Annotated in this window: 17 protein-coding genes and 1 pseudogene; 5 read left to right on the top strand and 13 right to left on the bottom strand. The window is 57.3% G+C overall.

Going from position 1 to position 18,745, the window contains the following annotated elements; translation table 11 throughout:
* Nucleotides 1–13: 13 nt before the first annotated feature.
* Together BTN45_RS24970 and BTN45_RS24965 are read right to left on the bottom strand one after the other, a co-directional pair.
* On the bottom strand, nucleotides 14–514 hold the full coding sequence (locus BTN45_RS24970; RefSeq protein WP_003501194.1) for a copper chaperone PCu(A)C: 501 nt from the start codon (nucleotides 512–514) through the stop codon (nucleotides 14–16).
* A gap of 161 nt (nucleotides 515–675) precedes the next feature.
* Entirely contained in the window at nucleotides 676–3,330 is a 2,655-nt protein-coding gene (locus tag BTN45_RS24965) for a heavy metal translocating P-type ATPase (protein ID WP_080723265.1), read from the bottom strand.
* A gap of 227 nt (nucleotides 3,331–3,557) precedes the next feature.
* Here BTN45_RS24965 and BTN45_RS24960 point away from each other — a divergent pair, with 227 nt between their 5' ends.
* Nucleotides 3,558–4,514, top strand: coding sequence for an endonuclease/exonuclease/phosphatase family protein (locus tag BTN45_RS24960; protein ID WP_003501205.1), 957 nt, complete (start codon nucleotides 3,558–3,560; stop codon nucleotides 4,512–4,514).
* A 91-nt stretch (nucleotides 4,515–4,605) separates the two neighbouring features.
* On the opposite strand, the gene BTN45_RS24955 is transcribed toward BTN45_RS24960, so the two are convergent.
* The 6 genes from BTN45_RS24955 to BTN45_RS24930 all read right to left on the bottom strand — a co-directional run bounded on the left by BTN45_RS24955 (nucleotide 4,606) and on the right by BTN45_RS24930 (nucleotide 10,713).
* Nucleotides 4,606–5,304 carry a L,D-transpeptidase gene (locus BTN45_RS24955; protein WP_003501207.1) on the bottom strand — a complete coding sequence of 233 codons (699 nt, stop codon included), beginning with the start codon at nucleotides 5,302–5,304 and terminating at the stop codon, nucleotides 4,606–4,608.
* A gap of 23 nt (nucleotides 5,305–5,327) precedes the next feature.
* Complete coding sequence (locus tag BTN45_RS24950) at nucleotides 5,328–6,974, bottom strand: phosphoethanolamine--lipid A transferase (RefSeq protein WP_207591890.1); 1,647 nt, start codon at nucleotides 6,972–6,974, stop codon at nucleotides 5,328–5,330.
* Nucleotides 6,975–7,037: 63 nt separating this feature from the next.
* On the bottom strand, nucleotides 7,038–8,126 hold the full coding sequence (locus tag BTN45_RS24945; RefSeq protein ID WP_246751771.1) for a murein L,D-transpeptidase family protein: 1,089 nt from the start codon (nucleotides 8,124–8,126) through the stop codon (nucleotides 7,038–7,040).
* Nucleotides 8,127–8,135: 9 nt separating this feature from the next.
* Nucleotides 8,136–9,011, bottom strand: a complete 876-nt coding sequence (locus tag BTN45_RS24940; RefSeq protein WP_003501213.1) for a peptidylprolyl isomerase — start codon at nucleotides 9,009–9,011, stop codon at nucleotides 8,136–8,138.
* On the bottom strand, nucleotides 9,008–9,493 hold the full coding sequence (locus BTN45_RS24935; RefSeq protein WP_237348140.1) for a DsbA family protein: 486 nt from the start codon (nucleotides 9,491–9,493) through the stop codon (nucleotides 9,008–9,010). The genes BTN45_RS24940 and BTN45_RS24935 overlap by 4 nt, the downstream gene beginning before the upstream one ends.
* 281 nt (nucleotides 9,494–9,774) lie before the next feature.
* Nucleotides 9,775–10,713 carry a cation diffusion facilitator family transporter gene (locus BTN45_RS24930; RefSeq protein WP_003501216.1) on the bottom strand — a complete coding sequence of 313 codons (939 nt, stop codon included), beginning with the start codon at nucleotides 10,711–10,713 and terminating at the stop codon, nucleotides 9,775–9,777.
* Between the two features lie 167 nt (nucleotides 10,714–10,880).
* On the opposite strand from BTN45_RS24930, the pseudogene BTN45_RS24925 reads away from it, so the two are divergent.
* From BTN45_RS24925 to BTN45_RS24915, 3 genes and pseudogenes are all read left to right on the top strand, one after another.
* A pseudogene (locus tag BTN45_RS24925) lies at nucleotides 10,881–11,057 on the top strand (IS6 family transposase); the annotation flags it as partial.
* A gap of 9 nt (nucleotides 11,058–11,066) precedes the next feature.
* On the top strand, nucleotides 11,067–11,270 hold the full coding sequence (locus tag BTN45_RS24920; protein ID WP_003501219.1) for a DUF1330 domain-containing protein: 204 nt from the start codon (nucleotides 11,067–11,069) through the stop codon (nucleotides 11,268–11,270).
* 57 nt (nucleotides 11,271–11,327) lie between these two features.
* The gene (locus tag BTN45_RS24915) at nucleotides 11,328–11,843 is read left to right on the top strand and encodes a hypothetical protein (protein WP_003501230.1); all 516 of its coding nucleotides are present in this window, start codon (nucleotides 11,328–11,330) and stop codon (nucleotides 11,841–11,843) included.
* A 143-nt stretch (nucleotides 11,844–11,986) separates the two neighbouring features.
* Here the strand turns inward: BTN45_RS24915 and BTN45_RS24910 are convergent, their stop codons facing one another.
* The 5 genes from BTN45_RS24910 to BTN45_RS24890 form a co-directional block, all read right to left on the bottom strand.
* Nucleotides 11,987–12,145 carry a hypothetical protein gene (locus BTN45_RS24910; RefSeq protein ID WP_207591933.1) on the bottom strand — a complete coding sequence of 53 codons (159 nt, stop codon included), beginning with the start codon at nucleotides 12,143–12,145 and terminating at the stop codon, nucleotides 11,987–11,989.
* 32 nt (nucleotides 12,146–12,177) lie between these two features.
* Nucleotides 12,178–13,275 carry an IS630 family transposase gene (locus tag BTN45_RS24905; RefSeq protein ID WP_125269925.1) on the bottom strand — a complete coding sequence of 366 codons (1,098 nt, stop codon included), beginning with the start codon at nucleotides 13,273–13,275 and terminating at the stop codon, nucleotides 12,178–12,180.
* Nucleotides 13,242–14,735, bottom strand: a complete 1,494-nt coding sequence (locus tag BTN45_RS24900) for a Na+/H+ antiporter (protein ID WP_207591888.1) — start codon at nucleotides 14,733–14,735, stop codon at nucleotides 13,242–13,244. Before BTN45_RS24900 ends, BTN45_RS24905 begins: the two co-directional genes overlap by 34 nt.
* Nucleotides 14,736–14,808: 73 nt before the next feature.
* Nucleotides 14,809–16,221, bottom strand: coding sequence for an aldehyde dehydrogenase family protein (locus BTN45_RS24895; RefSeq protein WP_003501234.1), 1,413 nt, complete (start codon nucleotides 16,219–16,221; stop codon nucleotides 14,809–14,811).
* A 275-nt stretch (nucleotides 16,222–16,496) separates the two neighbouring features.
* Nucleotides 16,497–17,516: an alcohol dehydrogenase catalytic domain-containing protein gene (locus tag BTN45_RS24890; protein ID WP_035243792.1), complete on the bottom strand. Its 1,020-nt coding sequence runs from the start codon at nucleotides 17,514–17,516 to the stop codon at nucleotides 16,497–16,499.
* 155 nt (nucleotides 17,517–17,671) lie between these two features.
* Between BTN45_RS24890 and BTN45_RS24885 the strand changes: the two genes are divergently transcribed.
* Nucleotides 17,672–18,592: a LysR family transcriptional regulator gene (locus BTN45_RS24885; RefSeq protein WP_003501240.1), complete on the top strand. Its 921-nt coding sequence runs from the start codon at nucleotides 17,672–17,674 to the stop codon at nucleotides 18,590–18,592.
* The last annotated feature ends 153 nt before the right edge of the window (nucleotides 18,593–18,745 follow it).

Below are 18,745 nucleotides of genomic sequence, written 5' to 3'. Positions count from 1 at the left end.
TCTAGGCCACTAATCATGGATCTTGATGGCCGGAATGATCCTCGCCCGACTCTCGTTTCGGCCTCTGCACAACGAACTCGACCTCCACTGCTCCTGCTTTCTCGAACAGGAGCGTCGCCTTGAACTTCTCACCTTCGACGGGCCGATTTATGGGCTTGACCAGCATTATGTGGGTTCCACCCGGTTGAAGCGCCAAGGTAGCACCGGGGGCAATTTCGAGGCCTTGCTTCGCCGGACGCATTTTCGCTACCCCTTCCACCAGGGAGGACTCGTGGATTTCCAGTCTCTCGGCGATGTTAGTCGTGCCACCCACAAGACGGTCAGACTCCTGTCCGGTATTGACGATCGTCACATAGCCACCCAGCACCGGAGCGACCGGAGGAGCCAGTGCCGACCAAGGATGCCTAAGTTCCAGCTTTCCTGCCTTGAAGTCATGTGCAAACGCCGTTCCAGCCAGCAGACATGCAAAGATTGTCGCGGCGACGCGGATTGTCGAATTCGATCTCTTGTTCATTGCTTCCTCCTTCTTACTGCGACACCGTCTGACCGTCTTGGTACTGGAAAAGCTCCTTTGGATTCCAGACAGCGAGGACCCCGACCAGACTGAATACGACCGAGGTCGCTACCATCAGCAGGATCCCTCCAAATACAATTTTCCTGATCATTTTACTGCCTTCAACGTATGGGGCGCAGGAGGCGCAATGCGTTTATCGTAACAAGCACAGTTGCACCCGTATCTGCCAGGATGGCGGGCCAGAGGCCAGTGATTCCTATAATGGTGGTGACGAGAAACACAGCCTTGAGGCCGAGCGCGATGGTGATGTTCTGAAAAATGTTTCGCATCGTACGCTTCGAAAGATCGACCATGAGAGCGACATCCCCGACTCTGCCGTGGAGTACCGCGGCATCGGCGGTCTCCAGCGCGACGTCCGTGCCGCCACCCATGGCGATGCCTATATCTGCCGCAGCGAGAGCGGGAGCATCGTTGATGCCATCCCCGATCTTGCCGACCACGTAACCTTCCTGTTTGAGTTCGCCAACAATACGCTGCTTGTCCTCAGGCATCAGTTCTGCACGAACTTCAATGCCAAGCTGAGCGCCAATGGCTGATGCCGTGCGAGCGTTGTCGCCCGTAAGCATGATTGCTTTGATCCCGAGATCGGTCAGTGCCTTAAGGCCCTCGATCGCGTCCGCTCGGGGTTCGTCGCGCATGGCGATGGCACCTGCAAGTACATCGCCGATTACCAAAACGGATACAGTCTTGCCATCCTCGTTCAGAGAGGTAATCTGCAGCGAATGCGCCATCGGAATCGTCACACGCTCGGCAGCAGCCTTCGGAGATCCGAGGAAGACTTCCACGCCGTCGATGACCGCGGTAACGCCTTTGCCGCCGAGTGCCTTGGCATCGGTCGAAGCTGGAGCATCGAGCCCATCTTCATCCGCCCTGGCGAGGATCGCGACCGCCAGCGGATGGCTTGATCCGGTTTCAAGTGCCGCAGCATAACGGAGTACCTCGGGACTACTGCGGCCGAAAGGAATAACGTCCGTCACCTTGGGCTTTCCTTCGGTCAACGTCCCCGTCTTGTCGAACGCGACTGCAGTCACCCTGCCGACCCCTTCGAGAACTGCGCCGCCCTTCATGAGAAGGCCGCGCCGTGCGCCCGCCGACAGTGAAGCGGCAATGGCAGCAGGTGTCGAAATGACGAGGGCGCAAGGGCAGCCGATCAAAAGGATCGCAAGCCCCTTGTAAATCCATTCACTCCATTCGCCGCCAACAAGTAAAGGTGGGATGATGGAAACCAACGCGGCAACGACAACCACGCCCGGTGTATAGTATCTCGAAAAGCGATCGATGAACCGCTCTGTCGGAGCCTTCGATTCCTGGGCTTCCTCGACCAGGCGGACGACGCGAGCAATGGTGTTGTCTTCGGCTGCAGCGGTGACACGAACGCGCAGTGCCGCGTCGCCGTTGACGGTACCTGCGAATACGTTATCACCGATCACCTTGCGGACCGGTACGCTTTCACCCGTCACGGGTGCCTCATCGACAGAACTTTCACCTGACATTATCACGCCATCGGCCGAAATCCTGTCACCGGGGCGAACAAGTATAATTGAACCGACAGCAAGCACCTCTGCCGGAACCTCGCGGGTCTTCCCACCCTCTTCCAGCAAAGCCGTCTTGGGCACGAGGTTTGTCAGAGACTTGATACTGTCGCGAGCCTTGCCAGCCGCAACGCCCTCGAGGAGCTCACCAACAAGGAATAGAAAGACAACGGCCGCCGCCTCTTCGGTAGCGTTAATAATCAATGCGCCGACAGCGGCGATCGTCATCAGCATCTCAATGGAGAAGGGAGTGCCTGCCCTCGCAGCCATAAAAGCACGACGGGCGATGGGTATCAGGCCAACCAACATGGCGATGATGAAGGCGTAAGTATCTATGGCCGGAACCAGATTGCCGATAGCATATGCGGCAGTCAGAGATCCGCCTGCGATTATCGTCAGGCGCCCCTTGCGGCTACTCCACCACGGCCCTTCGCTTGGCCTATGATCATGACCGTGAAGACCCTCCAACTCAACGTCCGCTGACGCCTGTCCGTTGGTATGGCCAGCATCGTCTTGCGATCCTGAATAAGTAGCGGGGGACCGCTTCGCGGTAGGAATGATCGGTGCGACCGAGTATCCAAGGCCAGAAACCTGCTTCTCAATAGCTTTGAGATCAGCGAACGCGTGCTTGACCGTCATCGTCCCCGAGGTCACCGAGACACTAACATCTTCAACACCCGGAATGCGACGGACGGCAGTGTCGATCTTGCTTGCACATGAAGCACAATCCATTCCACCAACGTGGAAACGGGCCTGACCATCCGGGATCGGCCTCTGGCTTGATTGAGAGGTTGCAGAGTGATCGTGCCCACCGTTGTTCTCATGGGTATGGTCGTGGGAGTGCGTCTCGTTGCCATGCTTGTTCATGCAAGCAAAGCCATGCTCGTGGGGAGTCGTACCATGATCGTGCGCCTGCGCGTGCTCATCAGGTGAATGATCATGATCGTGGGAACAGCCTGGCCCATGGACGTGTTCTATAGCAGATGGCACCGCTTTAGACTTGGCGGGAATAAGCTTCGTCGGATATCCAAGGCCGGTGACCTTTTTTCCCATATCCTCGACATCGATTGTGTCGTCATGCTCGACTGTCATGGTCCCGGCGGAGACGGAAATCGAAACATCTTGAACGCCAGGCATGCGCCTGATCGCCGTATCGATTTTGGTTGCACACGAAGCGCAGTCCATGCCCTCGATCCGGAATCTCGTCTGAAGTGGCTCAACCATATCATGTATCCCCATATTGATACGGCAAGCTTTACGACCTCTAGCCACTAGAGACGCAATGGGAAATTTTTGCTCTTTTGCATTTCGGTGAAAACTGCTGGATTTCACGATATCCGTGACGAGTTCTCGGAAGCGAACAGATTATTGCATACTCGCTTTGATATATTATTAAAGCTAATATGTTAAACTTACCGTCTCGGCTCTTTATGCTCAATGTGGTGAAATGAATGACTTCTGTCCGCAACGGTAAGCTTGGAAAAAGTCTGCTTTTTATTTCGATTTGCAGTTTGAGCGGCGTTCTTTCTGCATTGATATTCGGAAGTAGCCTCTGGCTATTCGATATTGTTTTCCTGTTCTGGCCCTACGTCACTCTATCCGCTTTTTGCCTGCTGCTCGCGACGTTCCTTCTTGGGGAGCGACCGGCGCGGCTTTTGTGTTCCCTTGCATTTCTGGCAAGTCTGATGCCGTTCTTTATGCAGCCTCAGGCACCGCAGGGGGCTGCGGACAGGAATTTACGCGTTATCTCAGCCAACCTGCTGATGCACAATGATGCGGAACCTGGGGGTTTTCTGCGGTTTCTGACGGAGCAACAGCCAGATGTCCTCTTTCTTCAAGAGACTGAAGACCGCTGGCAGAAAGCAATCGCGGCTAGCGGCCTGTTTGGCTATCAAAGCAGTTCTAACCTGCCAGCGCGCGACGATATGAAAGTCTTTTCGCGTCTTCCTATTCTCTCGGAGGTCAGGCTTTCGTCCGCGCAGGCGTATGAGCGATATCCGATGCGCCTCGTTCTGGGGACGGAAAATGATCCGCTGATTCTTTATGCACTACATCCCGATACACCGCGTTCGCCAGCCCGCTGGAAAGGCCGAAACGCTTATCTCGACGGATTGGCGGATGCTGTCCTGTCTGAAAAAGAGGGCGCGAAGCTTATTGTTGCCGGTGACTGGAACACACCGCCGTGGTCACCCTACTTTGCGAGATTTTTTGAGAAAAGCGGATTATTCTTCGCACGTGCAAGCAATGTTCCTGTGATGACACGATTCAGCCGTCGGCTACCGTTCAGATTCGGTTCCATGATTGACCATATCGCGGTTTCGGGTGCTTTAAGACTGGCAAGTTGGCGGGTCGGCCCCGATTTTGGATCCAATCACATTCCGGTTGTTGCGGATCTGTCATTTAATTAAACTCAGGCTGGCGGTTTGTGGTTTTTGCATCGGTTCAACACGCCGGGCATATATATGCCCGGTAGAAGCCATAAAATCTGCTGTTAGCTGTCTATTGTTTGACGACGATCCGAGCCTTGTAGGGAACCCTCTCATAGAGGTCGATGACATCCTGATTGATCAGACGGACGCAGCCGGAGGAAACCGATTTGCCGATGGATGACCATTCCTTCGTGCCATGTAGACGATAGAGCGTATCCTGACTGTTCTGGAAGATATAAAGCGCGCGTGCGCCGAGCGGATTGCTTGGTCCCGGTTCCTGTCCACCGTTCTCGACCGAGTATTTTTCCAGTTCGGGTTGCCGTGCAATCATTTCTGCCGGTGGTTTCCAGCGCGGCCATTTCTGCCGCCACTGGATGATGCCTTCGCCTTGCCAGGCGAAACCGGCGCGGCCGAGACCAACACCATAACGCATGGCCGTGCCACCTGGTTCGACGACATAAAGGAACTTCGATGGCGTATCTACGACGACCGTTCCCGCAGGTTCGCCTGTCGGATCTTCGACGCGCTGACGGTAAAACTTGGGATCGATCTGCTGAAACGGTACGGCTGGCAGCTTGTGGCCGCCATCTTCGAGGCCCGCGTAGCGTGTGATCATTTCGGCTTCGCCTGGCGGGCCGATCGGCCTGCGGGCAATGGCCGGTGTCGGAGCAGGCTGATTTACCGTCGCACATCCCGCCAGCATCGTGGTCAGGGAAGCGGCTCCCAGCAGGAAGCCCCGGCGTTTAAGCTGTTTATCATCGAATAGCATTCAAGTCCCCGTGATTTGCAATTTCAGTTATTGAGAGAGGGTTGGTGTTGGCCGCCACGGCAGGCCGCAAACATGTCCAGATCACGCTCGTAAACGCTGGTGGATACATTCATCATGCCGAGAAGACTGGAAAACAGGTTGTCGTGCGAAAATGTGTTTTCGCGTCTTTGTTGCTGGCAGCGGATATCAAGCCCCATCGAGGCTGCGAACTCCGGGCTGAACCAGGTTAGCAGTGGAATGCGTGTCTGTTCGTCGGGCGCTATAAAATAGGGCGTGCCGTGCAAATAGAGGCCATTTTCCCCCAGCGATTCCCCGTGGTCGGAGACGTAGAGCATACCTGTCGCCAGCGTATCGGTCCGGGCTTTCAGGCGGTCGATGATGCCGGACAGGACGAAATCGGTGTAAAGGATGGCATTGTCATAGGCATTAACGATTTCTTGGTCCTTGCATTTCGCCAGCTCGGTGGTCGTGCACTCGGGCACGAATTTACGGAACGCCTCAGGATACCGCTTGTAATAGGCCGGGCCATGATTGCCCATTTGATGGAAGACGAGGACGCTGTCCTGCTTCACGTTTGAGAGCCACTCATCAATCTTTTCGAGAACGATCTCGTCGTCGCAGGTGCCATCGGCACAGAAGCGTGGATCGTTGGAATTGTAAATATTGACGACGCGAACCCGGTCCGCAACGCCCTTGCTGCCGGTGTTGTTTTCGATCCACGTCATGTCGATGCCTGCCCGTCTGAGAACATCGACCGCCGTTTCATTCTCTAATCCTCCAGCATGGGTGTAGCCCGAACGTTTCAGATTGGAGAACATGCACGGCAGGGAGACGTCGGTTGCCGTGCCGCAGCTGGCGAAATTGGAGTAATAGGTGACGTCCTGTTTTTTCAGAAGCGGATTGGTTTCGCGTTCATAGAAACCGAGAGAGAAATTAGCACCGCGCGCCGTTTCCCCAACGACGATGACAGCAACGCGTAGCTTGCTTAAGCCGTCCACCGGAGTGGTCACGGTTGCATCCTCACCCAGCGGCTTGACGACAACGTTTCTTTCATTTCCTGTCGCCAGAGCCACTTTGGCGATAGAGACGAGAGGTGTAACCGGATTGAGGGTTTTCGCCAGTTCACGCTTGGTCCGTATAACGGCTGAATAAGGCTTGTAGTAAAGCGCTCCGCTACCGGCGATGATTGCAATGCAGGAAGCCGTGATGCCAACATTCCACAACACGACGCGTGCGGCGGATGGAAATCTGACCCGAACCCACAAGATGAGGAGAGAGGGAATAACGGCAACGAGAAGCATGTGCCGGAAGTAACCGGCAGTCAGCAGGTCCCCGGCCTCTGCAGAGGTCGTTTCAAAAACGTTGCGCACCATATCCGTATCGATCAACACGCCGAGATTGTCGATGAACCAGGACGCGCCTCCAGCCAGCAAGACAAGCAACACAAGCACTGGCTTGAAGAGATATTTGACAGCTGAAAGAATCGTCAGGACAAAAAACAACGCAACTATGACGAGATTGAGCGCCAAGAATGCGCCCATCTCGTCCGCCAGATAACGCCCGGCCTTTTCCCAGAATGTCGCGTTTGAAAACGCCCAGAAACATAAGGCTGCCAAAAGTGCGAGCAGACGGTAGTCTAGCGACGGGCGATAAGTTTTAAAGAACCTCAATCTGGCTCCCTTGCCGCAACGTCACGAGATGAGGTGCGTTGCCTTGAATTTAAGAGTTAAGATTTAATTTCCCGCGGACTGTACAGGTCTCCAAGACCTCGAGGTCTCATGGGGATCGGCAAGCGCCGCATCCGGCCGGCTGACGGGATACTTGATGCCCGATACCGCCTCCGCCATCTTTGTCGCTCCCTGTTTCTTCAACAGTGAGCGGAAGCTCGGATGCATACCGCCATCGACATAGGCGAGGGACGCGACGGAGGAAGAGGCCGACAAGGCCGTTTCGGCTTTCTGGCGCTCGGTATCGAGTTGCGCAACGAGACTTGCTGCATTCTGCGACACGCCTGCCGGGCAGGCGGCGAGAGGATCTCTGGGTTCCCCGCCCGTGAACTCGGTGTTGAACACGTAACGCCGGTCGCAGACGGAAACTTTCGGCTGACGGCGCGTCACCGCGAATATGTCGTACCCTTCCTTCAAGGTCCGCCAGAAGGGCATATTCGGATCGTCGCGGTGACGCGCCATGTTCTCGGCCGTCATTCGAAATGGATAGGCCTGAACCTGAAAGCGGTCCTGTCCGCTTCGCAAAGCCTCCTGCACGATCGCATAGATCTCTCCAACGCCCTGATCCGTCATGGCGTAGCAGCCGGAAGACGAGCACGCGCCATGCACCATCAGCGCATCGCCGGTATAGCCAAGCGCCGATTCCAGACGGTTCGGATAGCCGAGATTGAAAGAGACATAATATTGCGACTTAGGATTCAGCATTCCAGCGGAGACATGGTAGAAACCTTCCGGCGCCTGCCGGTCTCCGTCGCTTTTCTTGGGGCCGAGTTTGCCGGACCAGCGGCACATCGGGTAGGTCTTCAGGAGCGCATAATTGCCTGTGCGGTCGATCTTCCAGACCTCCAGCTCACTTTCCTTCTTGAAAATGCGAACCAGCACAGGGCTTGCGGGCGTCATGCCCTTTTTCGACATGTCCGCGATGACCGCGCCTGACAATTTCGGCGGCTCTGAGGAAAGCTCGGAGAGGCCCATGTCCATCGCAACACAACCCGACATGAGCATGCCGGCGAGAGCGAGCGCCGCCAGCCGCGGAAGGCGGCAGACAGCGTCGTAGCGGCGAAGACAGACACGGCTGAATTTCGATGTAGGCATGAGTGTGGCTTATTCCGCGTTCTGGCCGTCGTGATTATGACCGTCGTCACTTGCCGCCGGCAATGCGACGTCTGGTACCAGCTTTTCCACCTTGGCGCTGGACCGCAAGCCCGTGACGATCCGGCGAATTTCTGCCGTCTCTAGAGATTGACGGATTTGCGGCGCAACGGTTTCGAACGAAGGGGGAGGTGTGTTTCTCATTTCGTCCAGCCGCACAACATGGAAGCCGAACGCTGTCTCGACCGGCGTTTTTGCGAAATCGCCCGGCTTAAGCCCATCAAGTGCTGTGTTGATTTCCGCTGGCAGTGCCTGGCGGGGACGAAAACCCAGATCGCCACCCTTGCTGCCGGTGACCGTATCGGTTGAGCGGCTGGCGGCCAATGTTTTGAAGCTTTCGCCTGCGGTCAGCGCCGCGATGACTGCGGTCGCGTCCTCGCGGCTTTTCAGCAGGATATGGCTGAGTTTGATTTCCTCTGAGGGCGGAATTGCCGCGACCTGCTGATCGTAGATCTTGCGTATCGCTGCATCGGAGACGGCCTTGTCGAGCTGCTGCGATAGATAGGTCGAACGCAGTGCCTGTTCGGACAGAAAGTTCAGCTGCCGTTGATATTCCGGGTCTTTATCTATCCCTGCTTTGCGCGCGGCCTCAGCAAGCAGCTTGATGTCGACCAGCGCATCGACCACGGCAGAGGTGCGGGCTTCGGGGGATATGTTGGGAGCCGGGTCACCGAAGAGGGGTGCGGCGAAGGCGACGTCCGATTGGGTGATTTCGGCGCCATTTACACGCGCCGCCACATCTTTTGCCGTATCCTGTGAAAAAGCGGTGGTGGCACAAAGAAGCGCAATGGTGGTGATGATGAATGCGTGACGCGGATGGTGGATCATTTCCCGGCTTCCTTGAGAAGAGGCTCAACGATCGAGCGGAATTCATCGACCGGAATGACGCCTTCATACTTATTCCCGTTGATGAAGAACGTGGGTGTGGAAGTGACGCCAAGCTCCCGGCCCGTCGCTGCGATCTTGTTAACGTTGTCCAGCAAGGCCTGATCGGCAAGACAGGCCTCAAGCTGCTTTTCGTCCAGGCCGGTCATGGAAAGTGCGGACAGGAAACCCTGCTTGCCGTCGGATGCACGCGCCCATGTCGACTGGCTGCGAAACATCAGGTCGACCGTCGCGTACCATTTGTCATCCCCCACGCATCGGGCCAGCATGAAGGCTGCCGTCGAGCGCGGGTCAAACGGAAACTCGCGGATGATGAAGCGCACCTTGCCTGTATCGACGAACTCTTTTTTGAGCGTGGGCCAGATGTTGATGTGAAAATTCGCACAGTGCCCACAGGTCATCGAGGCATATTCGATGACCGTCACCGGCGCATCCGCTGCTCCGAATATGCGTTCGGGAAGCGGGCCGGGATCCATCAGTCCAACCGGTGCGCTCTGCGCCTCAGCCTTGCGGTTGTAAAACAAAGGCGCTGTGATTGCCGTAACCGTTGCCCCGATCATTATCTGTCTGCGCTGCATGTGCTCTCCCGACTGCAAATCGCGCGCAAGATAAAACCTCTAGTAGCTTGAGCTGCAAGAGGCGCAATGCAGATTTTGAGCGACAGCGGCATCACATTCCGCTGATCGCCATAGTCATGGCCTGAATTTTAGGTATTTGATCCCTCTGCTTTCACGAGCGAGCCAGGTGGATCGACCTGAACCGTGACGTGATCGATCGCGTAGCGCTCTTTCAGCCAGCCTGCCACCAGCTGGGGAAGCGATAGCGGATCGGTATTTTCAGCCGGAGTGACGTGGATCGTCGCCACGATGGTATCGTCCGTCAGCGTCCAGGCGTGAAAATGTCCAGCTTCGGATATCTCGGTCAGCGCAGCCAGACCCGTTTCGACACTTCGGGCCTTGATGCCGCGGGGAACAGCTTGCATCAGAACAGTGATCGAATCCGTCACCAGACCCCATGCCGAGCGGACGACGAGAACGGCAACGAGAACTGAGAGCAAGGGATCGAGGATGGTCCAGCCGGTCAGCATGATGCCGACCGCTGCTGCAATTGCACCTACAGATCCAAGCAGGTCGCCGATGACGTGGAGGAATGCGCCGCGCAGATTTGCGTCGCCCTTGTTGCCGGACCATAGCACCCAAGCGCCTGCAAGATTGACGAGCAGCCCAATGACGGCAACGATCAGCATCGGTCCTGCCATGACGTCGACCGGCTGGTTGATGCGGTTTATGGCCTCCCAGGCTATCCAAAGGACCAGAAGCAGAAGGGTCGCACCGTTCGCTAGCGCGGCCAGCACGCGCACGCGGTGATAGCCATAAGTGCGCGTGGCATCGGCTGGCCGTCGCGCCATGCGGTATGCGATCAAGGCCAGCAGCAGGGCTGCAGCGTCAGACAGCATGTGCCCGGAATCGGCGATCAGCGCGAGTGAACCAGACAGCCAGCCTCCCGCTGCCTGAATGGCTGCGTAACAGATAGTGAAGATGAAGACAAAGCGGATACGCCGTTCGTTGTCATTTGTCACGACCTGTGCGTGGTCATGCTCATGATCGTCACCCGGCTCGTGCCGGTGTTCGTTGGCTACGCTCATGGTTGTTCCATCCGTTGTGTTCAGTAGCTCGGAACGTAGGGTGCTGCTCCCCTGTTCGCAATGGCGGCTCGGCAACAGTTACGACAACCAGGCCTGTCGCAAATTTTTATGGTTGACCGGCTGTTGAACAGGAATGGAGAAATTCCGCTCCCAGTTTAGCTGAGCATATAAATGCCGTTGCCGAGAAGCTGAAGGGCCAATCTTAGGACGATTTCAAAGGACGGCATTTCGAGGTGTGACTCATTGTTCAGGCCACTGCCTGGCACCTGCGCTTTCCGCTCTTCCGCGAGCGCGGCTTCGATGTCGACCAAAGTACAACTAAGCGCTGGGTGCTCGCTTACGCCAACCAAGTAGTGAAGTTCTTCGCTGGTCCCGTGCCATTCGTCGTGGAAGAAGGCCTGCCGCTAAACTATGGCGTGGTTGTCGAATGCGCCGATCTCGAAGCCGCCAAGAGCTGGTATTATTCGGAAGACTATCAGCGGGTTGCCGCGTTTCGACATAAGGCATCGGATGGTTTCGCCTTCATCCTCGAATCCTGGACGGGTCCAGTTCACTGATCCGGTCGCTAACGATTTGAGTATACCACAAGACCCGCAAGGGACTGGGCGGTTCAAATGATCAAGAGTTATTTCGACGCAGAACGATCAAGTGGCCTGACATTCATAATCATCGGCGCGCTGGCCATGACTGTGGCTGTTTGGCGATGGCAGCATGGCCCTTTCTGGTGGGGCGCGGCATGGCTCTTGGTGGCTGGTGCGCTGATACAGATCAGCGTCGGTGTCGTCTATTTGTGGCGCAGTCCCGGCAACCTTCAACGCGTAGAACATCTCGCTGCCCAAAAGCCTGAACGCATCGGCCAAGAGGAAGTGCCACGGGTGCGGGCCGTGTTGAAGAGCTATGCAATCAGCCTGCGGATCGAGATCGCCGTGCTCGCTGCCGGACTGGCCCTTCTCTTCTTCTCGCCGCATGGCGGTGCTTGGCAAGGCGCCGGGATGGGCTTGGCGGTGCAGGTCGGCTTGGTGCTTCTCATGGACGCTTCGGCCGAGCGGAGAGCGCAGACGTACCTCAGATGGCTACTGGGGTTTATGGCCAATTACGCAGAACGACTTTCCAAACCATCATCACACTAACTGTTTAGACCCCACACATGAGGGAGGTGGGACAGTACTCGAATTAAAAAACGGCAGATCACCTCCCGACGATCCGCGAACCGCTTCTTGTAACCTCAGCGACTACAGTGCCGGTTCGATATCGATCGACTGCCATGGGCAGCTCAGCCCTTGGCGGCAATCGCACTCATCTCTTCCAAATCAAGGTCGCGTTCAAGGTCATGAAGCATCTCGTCGTCGATCTGTCGGGAGCGGTGAAGGCGAACGAGTTCTGCCCGCCCCGCTGCTACGGCGACGAGAATGACGTCGAAATGCGCTGTCACCTGATCATGGCTGCTCGTTGTGATGTCAGCAGCTAGTCACCTGAATCTGAAGTTCGGCTCATTGTTTTCTGGCAGAATCGCTTGACCGAGGCGAGGATTTGGTCGGCGGACTTGACCCACTTGTATGGGGTGGGGTTCTCGTTGTGGGTTTCGATGAAGGCGTGGATGTCGGCTTCCAGTTCTGCGGTGGAACGATGTACGCCGCGCTGCAACTGCTTTCGCGTTAGCTCTGCAAACCACCGCTCGACCTGGTTGATCCAGGATGCTGAAGTTGGTGTGAAGTGAACATGCCAGTGTGGACGGCGAGCAAGCCAGGCCTTGATCCTCGGCGTCTTGTGGGTCGCATAGTTGTCCATCACTAGATGCACATCCGGTCCATTGGGCATTTCGGCGTCAATCCGCTTCAGGAAGTCGAGGAATTCGGTGGCCCGGTGACGCTTGTAGCAATGACCGATCACCGCACCAGTGGCAATGTCGAGCGCGGCGAACAGCGACGTTGTGCCATTGCGGACGTAGGTATGGGTGCGCCGTTCGGCGACACCCGGCGCCATGGGCAGAACGGGCTGCTCGCGATCCAATGCCTGGATTTGCGATTTCTCATCCACGCAAAGCACGACTGCCCGATCCGGCGGTGACATGTAAAGACCGACGATGTCTTGCACCTTGTCAACGAAGAGGGGATCGGAAGAAAGCTTGAATGTCTCGGCACGATGCGGCTGCAGACCAAATGCCGTCCATATCCGGCGGATGGTGGTGTGTGACAGCCCGCTGTCGGCAGCCATCGAACGAATGGACCAGTGCGTGGCATCCTTTGGAGTGGCATTCAATGTACGCTCGACGACCTCGGCAACCTGAGCATCAGAGACAGTTCGTGGCCGACCTGTCCGGTATTCGTCCGTCAGTCCTTCGATACCATCGTGTACGAACCGGCGGCGCCACTTGCCTACCGTGTGCTCGTGGACCCCGAGCCGCTCGGCTACATCCTTGCTCCGCAGACCCTGCGCGCACAGCAAGACCATTCGGCACCGATCCGACAAGGAGCGTGGCGCTTTATGCCGGCGCACCTGAGATTCGAGGAAATTTCTATCCTCGTCGCTCAGAACGACGAGGTCCGCCTGCCTGCCAACCATAAAACAAACTCCTGCTCTTGTGACAGAAGCTGAACAAAATGAGGCTTACTTTGGTTCCAGGTGACTAGTTTCTCCGAGTTTGTCGCGCGGTTCTGATATCTCTCGAGCAGTTGAGGATGGAGAATTTCACCATCGGCAGACACTGCTTGTCGCTCGACTGCCGTTAACTGGGCGCGTAGCATAGCTGCCTCGGCGGCAAACAGGTCGAGAGGAGGCTTGTCACGATCGTCCTCGCGCATCTCCGCCCATCGGATGATCAGACCGAGGGTCGTGCCTTGCACAAGAACCGTCACGAGGATCACCGCGAACGCGGTCACCAGCATCAGGTCGCGGCCGGGCATTGCTTCGGGAAGGCTAAGTGCCACGGCGAGTGTGACAACCCCGCGCATTCCGGCCCAACTCATCACCGTTGCGGCGGGAGCACCAAGTCGCTCGAAACCTTGTAGACCCGCTCGGGTCAAGAGACCTGCGATCGCATCGGCGGCGAACACCCAGGCGAAACGGGCAAGCGTCATCGCAACGATGATCGCGGCAATGGGGCCGGCCATGTCCTGAAGCACGACACCTAGGCCGCCCACGCGCTCGATCACCTCCCGTAGCGAGAGACCGATGAGGATGAACACCATCGCCTCAAGGATAAAAATCAGGACCTGCCAGAAAGCGACACCCCGCAGACGTACGCTCGCCGTGAACACAACGTGCTGGTTCCAGCCGCAGACCAGGCCTGCGGTAACCGTCGCGATCACGCCAGATACGTGCAGAGCTTCTCCTGCAAGATAGCTCGACCAGCAGACGAGTACGGAGGCTGTGATCATCAAATGGTCATTGCCCAGCCGTCGGACGAGCAGCGTCCACACGGCTCCCATCGCCCCGCCGACGAGAATCCCGCCTCCGACGAGCACCCCGAACGTGCCGACCGCGCCGCCCAGACTGAATGTCCCCGCGACCGCGGCGGCCACTGCAAAACGGAAGAGAACAAGGCCCGTCGCGTCGTTGAGGAGGCTCTCTCCTTCGAGAAGCGTCATAAGCCGACGTGGCAGTGTCACCCGCTGCAGAACGGCTCGCGCCGACACGGCATCTGGCGGCGAGACGATGGCGCCGAGCGCAGCGCATGCCGCCCATGGCAGGTCTGGAACAACGAGCTTCGTGACGAAGGCGACAACCGCGGTGGTAAACAGCACCGCGCCGACCGCGAGGGAAACGATGCCACCAAGATGGCGCCGAAACGGCGCGAACGCCGTGAACCAGGCTCCATCCATCAGGAGGGGTGGAAGGAAGATGACCAGCACCAGTTCAGGATCAAGCTGGATGGTGGGTATGCCCGGTACGAACGCCAACGCGCCACCACCGATCAGAAGTGCTACGGCCGGAGGAAGCCGAAGCCGAAGCGCTACGTACTGTAAGACAAGCACGGCCAGCAACATGCCGATGATGAGTTCGAATGTATGAACCGGTGTCACGATCTAGCGATCTCCTGAAAGCGACGTGCAGCTTGTGTGCGAATGCAAATTGGCGTTCGACCTTCGCGAACGATCAGAGAACGCCCACCACTGACTTGGTTTCGAGATACTCCTCCAGCCCGGCAAGACCCCAGATGCGGCCATTGCCTGACTGCTTGTAGCCGCCGAAAGGCGCATGGAAATCGGGTCCGGCACCATTGATCATCACATGCCCCGCTCGCAGCCTGCCCGCAACGTCTTGGACCACTTTCTGGTCACTACCATCGACATAGCCACCCAGGCCATATGGGGTGTCGTTGGCGATGGCTACGGCTTCGTCGATCGTATCATAAGCGATCAGCGACATGACAGGGCCGAAAATCTCTTCGCGCGCAATGGTCATGTCATTGCGCACATCGGTAAAGACGGTTGGACGTTCAAACCAGCCATCGTCCAGCCCTTCGGGACGCCCTGTGCCGCCCGTCACCAGTGTCGCGCCTTCGTCGATGCCCTTCTGGATGTATTTTTGGACCATATGCCACTGCGCTTCATTGGCGGCAGGCCCCATGAAGACGTCGCTCAGCGGATCGCCGACGCGAAGCTCTTCGACGGCGGCGCGGATCAACGATTCCAGTTCGGCCTTGTGGGCGCGCGGGATCAGCGTGCGCGTTGGCGCCATACACGTCTGGCCGCTGTTGCGCATGATCTTCTCGACCGCGTTGTTCGCCGCTTTCTGGAGATCGGCGTCGGGCAGAATGATGTGTGGAGACTTGCCGCCCAACTCGAGGCTCACTCGCTTGACGGTATCGGCAGCATTCTTCTGCACATCGATGCCAACCCCGGTTGATCCGGTAAAGGCGATCATGTCGACATCACGGTGACGACTGAGCGCTGTACCGATGACCGAACCGCGGCCATTGACCAAGTTGAACACGCCCCTGGGCACCCCGGCTTCATGCAGGATCTCGGCCAGAACCTGATTGGTGTAGGGAGTGCCAGGTTTTAGTATCATGGTGCAACCCGCGGCGAGCGCCGGCGCGATCTTCTCGGATGATTGGAAGCCGGGATAATTCCATGGCGGAATCATACCGACAACGCCGATGGGCTCCTTCAGGATGCGCGTGCTGCCACAATCCTCGGAGAAGGGATAATATTCGATCGCGTCCGCGAGAAACCGGAACTGCTCGGCGCTGGCCTGCACGATAACGCTGGCATAGGCGACCGGCATGCCGATATCAGCCGTGATGGACTGCGCCATGTCTTTCGCGCGCGCCGCATGGCCATCGGCGATACGGCTTAGCAGTGCTGCGCGTTCCTGGAGGCTTGTTTGTGAATAGCTTGCGAACGCTCGCCGTGCTGCAGATACCGCGAAATCCACGTCCTCCGCGGTGCTGAGCACCAACCTGCCCGACACCGATCCTGTCGCGGGATTGACGATGTCCTGCTCGTCGTCAGTGGAGGGATCAACCCAAGCACCATCGATATAGTTCTTCGATATGTCTCGCATGACGGTTCCTTTCTGGTGCGGCTCACTCCTCGCCGGAAAGCTGTCGGTTGCCTGCCCGATGAGGCCGTGAAGGGCACGCGAACAGAAGATGACGAGGCGAGGCCACCCGCCGATTACTTAAGGAGATGATCGGTCTTATGGGCCGCCGACCTCAATCGGCTTCCGCAACATGGAACAGCCGGCTCTCGTTGGTTTGGATCGGCTCGCAACCGACGTCTCCGATTGAAGTGGTTCCGGCAACCGCCAAGTCGTCGGAACCATCTTGAACGTAAGATTTAGCCGTGAGGCAGAAACACGCCGCGGAACCGCATCTTGCCGGAAGATAGTCGGTCATAGGCTTCGGTGGCCTGATCGAGCGAAAAGGTCTCGACGATTGGTTTGACCTTGCCTTTGGCAGCGAGATCGAGGATTTCCGCCAGATAGTGCTGTCCGCCATGCGTGGAGCCGACAACACGTTGGCGCATCATGTGGAACGGCTTGCCGTCGGACGGGATCGAGAACGGCTTGCTGAAGTCGAGCCCGCAAAGGACGATGCGCCCGTCAGGCCTTACGCCCGCCATCGCCTTTTCAGCGGTGTCGAAGTCGTTGGTCGTGACCAGCAGAATGTCCGCGCCGCCAGCCTCTAGCAACTCCTTGCCATCAGCGACGACGATGTCAGCGCCGAGATCGGTGGCCAGCTTGTGCTTGTCGGGGGAATGCGTGATCGCGATGGTTTCGTATCCCAACGCCTTGGAGAACTGCAGGGCGACGTGGCCTAACCCGCCGATGCCCAGTACGGCAATCCTGTCACCGGGCTCGGGCTCCGCATCGCGCAGACCACTCCAGGTGGTGTAACCCGCGCACATCATTGGAGCGGCGTAGGTGTAGTCGAGCCCGTCGGGCAACAAAACAGTGCCTTCGGCAGAGATCGCGATGTATTCTGCGTGGCCGCCCTGGGTCGCAAATCCGGTCGTCCTGGGTGAATCACAGTTCATGGCCGTCTGACCGGTTAATGGACGGTTCTGTCGGCAGTACGAGCATCGGCCACAAGAAGACTGCACCCAGGTGGTACCAACCCGGTCTCCCACCTTGCGCGTATGAACGCCCGCGCCGACCTCGACAATCTCGCCAACCACCTCATGACCGGGGGTCTGCGGATAGATGTCGCCACCGGCACCCTGCGTAGCCCAGACATCCGTAAAGCACATGCCAGAGGCGTGAATTTTTACGAGGACAAGGCCCGGCTCCGCCTTCGGAATGGGAACCTCTTGAACCTCCCAAGGCTTGTTCGCCCCGGTCATAACAACAGCTTTCATCTTCATCATTGTTTCCTCTCTTACGCGCGCCGCTGATGGGGTTGGCGGTCTGGGGCCTCATAATGATCAGGAGGTCGCCTGGACCCCGAGATGCTGCCCTGCCCTGATTTTATGGCTGGTTGACTATCGAAACAATCTGATCAATTCTTGATGTCATGATGAAAGTAATTCACCAATCCAAGGGCAACGATCTCGCAGCCTTCGCCGCGTTTCTAGCTGTCGCGACCCATCGCAGTTTTCGCATCGCCGCGAACGAGCTCAACATGACACCCTCGGCGATCAGCCATTCGATCAAGGTTCTCGAAGAGCGTTTGAACGTTCGCCTGTTTAATCGAACGACCCGCAGCGTCTCGCTGACGGAGGCGGGAGAACGACTTGCCTCAAAACTGAGGCCGGCAATGGCCTCAATCGAAGAAGCCGTGCAGGAGTTGGAGGGGAGCGGTCCCGTCCCTAGCGGCACGGTGCGGATCAATGCCAGCGAAGGGGCTATCCGATTGGTATTGCGACCCGTGCTTGCGCGCTTCTTTCGGGAGTATCCTCAGGTCCATCTCGACGTAGTCAGTGATGGAAGGCTCAGCGATATCGTTGCCGAGGGTTTCGATGTTGGTATCCGGTTAGCGGAGGCCGTACCAAAAGATATGGTGGCGATCCCGGTCATGGGCGATGTGCGCTTCGCCGCTATTGCGTCTCCCGAGTACTTCGAGCGCCGCGGATATCCAATCGTCCCGCAGGATTTACACAGCCACGATTGCATCCGCTTTCGGTTTGACAGTGGAGCAATCTATCGATGGGAATTCGAGCGCCAAGGCGTTGTGGAAAGGATCAACGTATCCGGACCTCTGACTCTGAGCGAACAGCCTATGATGGTCGAGGCTGCAATTGATGGGATCGGCATCGCCTTCGTGCCAGACCATCTTGCGAAAGATGCACTGGAAGACGGTCGTCTCAAGCGAGTGCTGGAAGACTGGTGTCCTGCGATGCCAGGACTGTGCCTATATTACTCCGGCCGTCGTCACGTCTCATCAGGCCTGAGAGCGTTAATCAAAGTACTTTCTGAAAGTCGTCCGGACAACTGAGGATAGGTTCTTCAAGAAAGTGTAGTTGCCAGAGGTATCATTTTGGCAGGGGGTCACAGCGACAGGTCGGAGTTACGATCGCCGACAACGCGTCCATTTGCTCTTGAAAGGAATCGAACCATCGTCCCTCAATTGCGGTCATGGAAGCTCTTG

The organism is Rhizobium sp. ZX09 (assembly GCF_017357485.1).
GTDB classification, from domain to species: Bacteria; Pseudomonadota; Alphaproteobacteria; order Rhizobiales; family Rhizobiaceae; genus Agrobacterium; species Agrobacterium pusense.
The sequence above is the reverse complement of the archived record's forward strand: the minus strand, read 5'-3'. Positions and strand labels throughout refer to the sequence as shown.

What these genes read in the sequence shown, in the direction of transcription:
- BTN45_RS24955 (WP_003501207.1), bottom strand. Translation starts at nt 5,304, where the DNA reads ATGCTATTCGATGATAAACAGCTTAAACGCCGGGGCTTCCTGCTGGGA.
- BTN45_RS24960 (WP_003501205.1), top strand. Translation starts at nt 3,558, where the DNA reads ATGACTTCTGTCCGCAACGGTAAGCTTGGAAAAAGTCTGCTTTTTATT.
- BTN45_RS24890 (WP_035243792.1), bottom strand. Translation starts at nt 17,516, where the DNA reads ATGAAAGCTGTTGTTATGACCGGGGCGAACAAGCCTTGGGAGGTTCAA.
- BTN45_RS24895 (WP_003501234.1), bottom strand. Translation starts at nt 16,221, where the DNA reads ATGCGAGACATATCGAAGAACTATATCGATGGTGCTTGGGTTGATCCC.
- BTN45_RS24930 (WP_003501216.1), bottom strand. Translation starts at nt 10,713, where the DNA reads ATGAGCGTAGCCAACGAACACCGGCACGAGCCGGGTGACGATCATGAG.
- BTN45_RS24915 (WP_003501230.1), top strand. Translation starts at nt 11,328, where the DNA reads ATGATCAAGAGTTATTTCGACGCAGAACGATCAAGTGGCCTGACATTC.
- BTN45_RS24965 (WP_080723265.1), bottom strand. Translation starts at nt 3,330, where the DNA reads ATGGTTGAGCCACTTCAGACGAGATTCCGGATCGAGGGCATGGACTGC.
- BTN45_RS24885 (WP_003501240.1), top strand. Translation starts at nt 17,672, where the DNA reads ATGATGAAAGTAATTCACCAATCCAAGGGCAACGATCTCGCAGCCTTC.
- BTN45_RS24970 (WP_003501194.1), bottom strand. Translation starts at nt 514, where the DNA reads ATGAACAAGAGATCGAATTCGACAATCCGCGTCGCCGCGACAATCTTT.
- BTN45_RS24905 (WP_125269925.1), bottom strand. Translation starts at nt 13,275, where the DNA reads ATGGTTGGCAGGCAGGCGGACCTCGTCGTTCTGAGCGACGAGGATAGA.
- BTN45_RS24945 (WP_246751771.1), bottom strand. Translation starts at nt 8,126, where the DNA reads ATGCCTACATCGAAATTCAGCCGTGTCTGTCTTCGCCGCTACGACGCT.
- BTN45_RS24940 (WP_003501213.1), bottom strand. Translation starts at nt 9,011, where the DNA reads ATGATCCACCATCCGCGTCACGCATTCATCATCACCACCATTGCGCTT.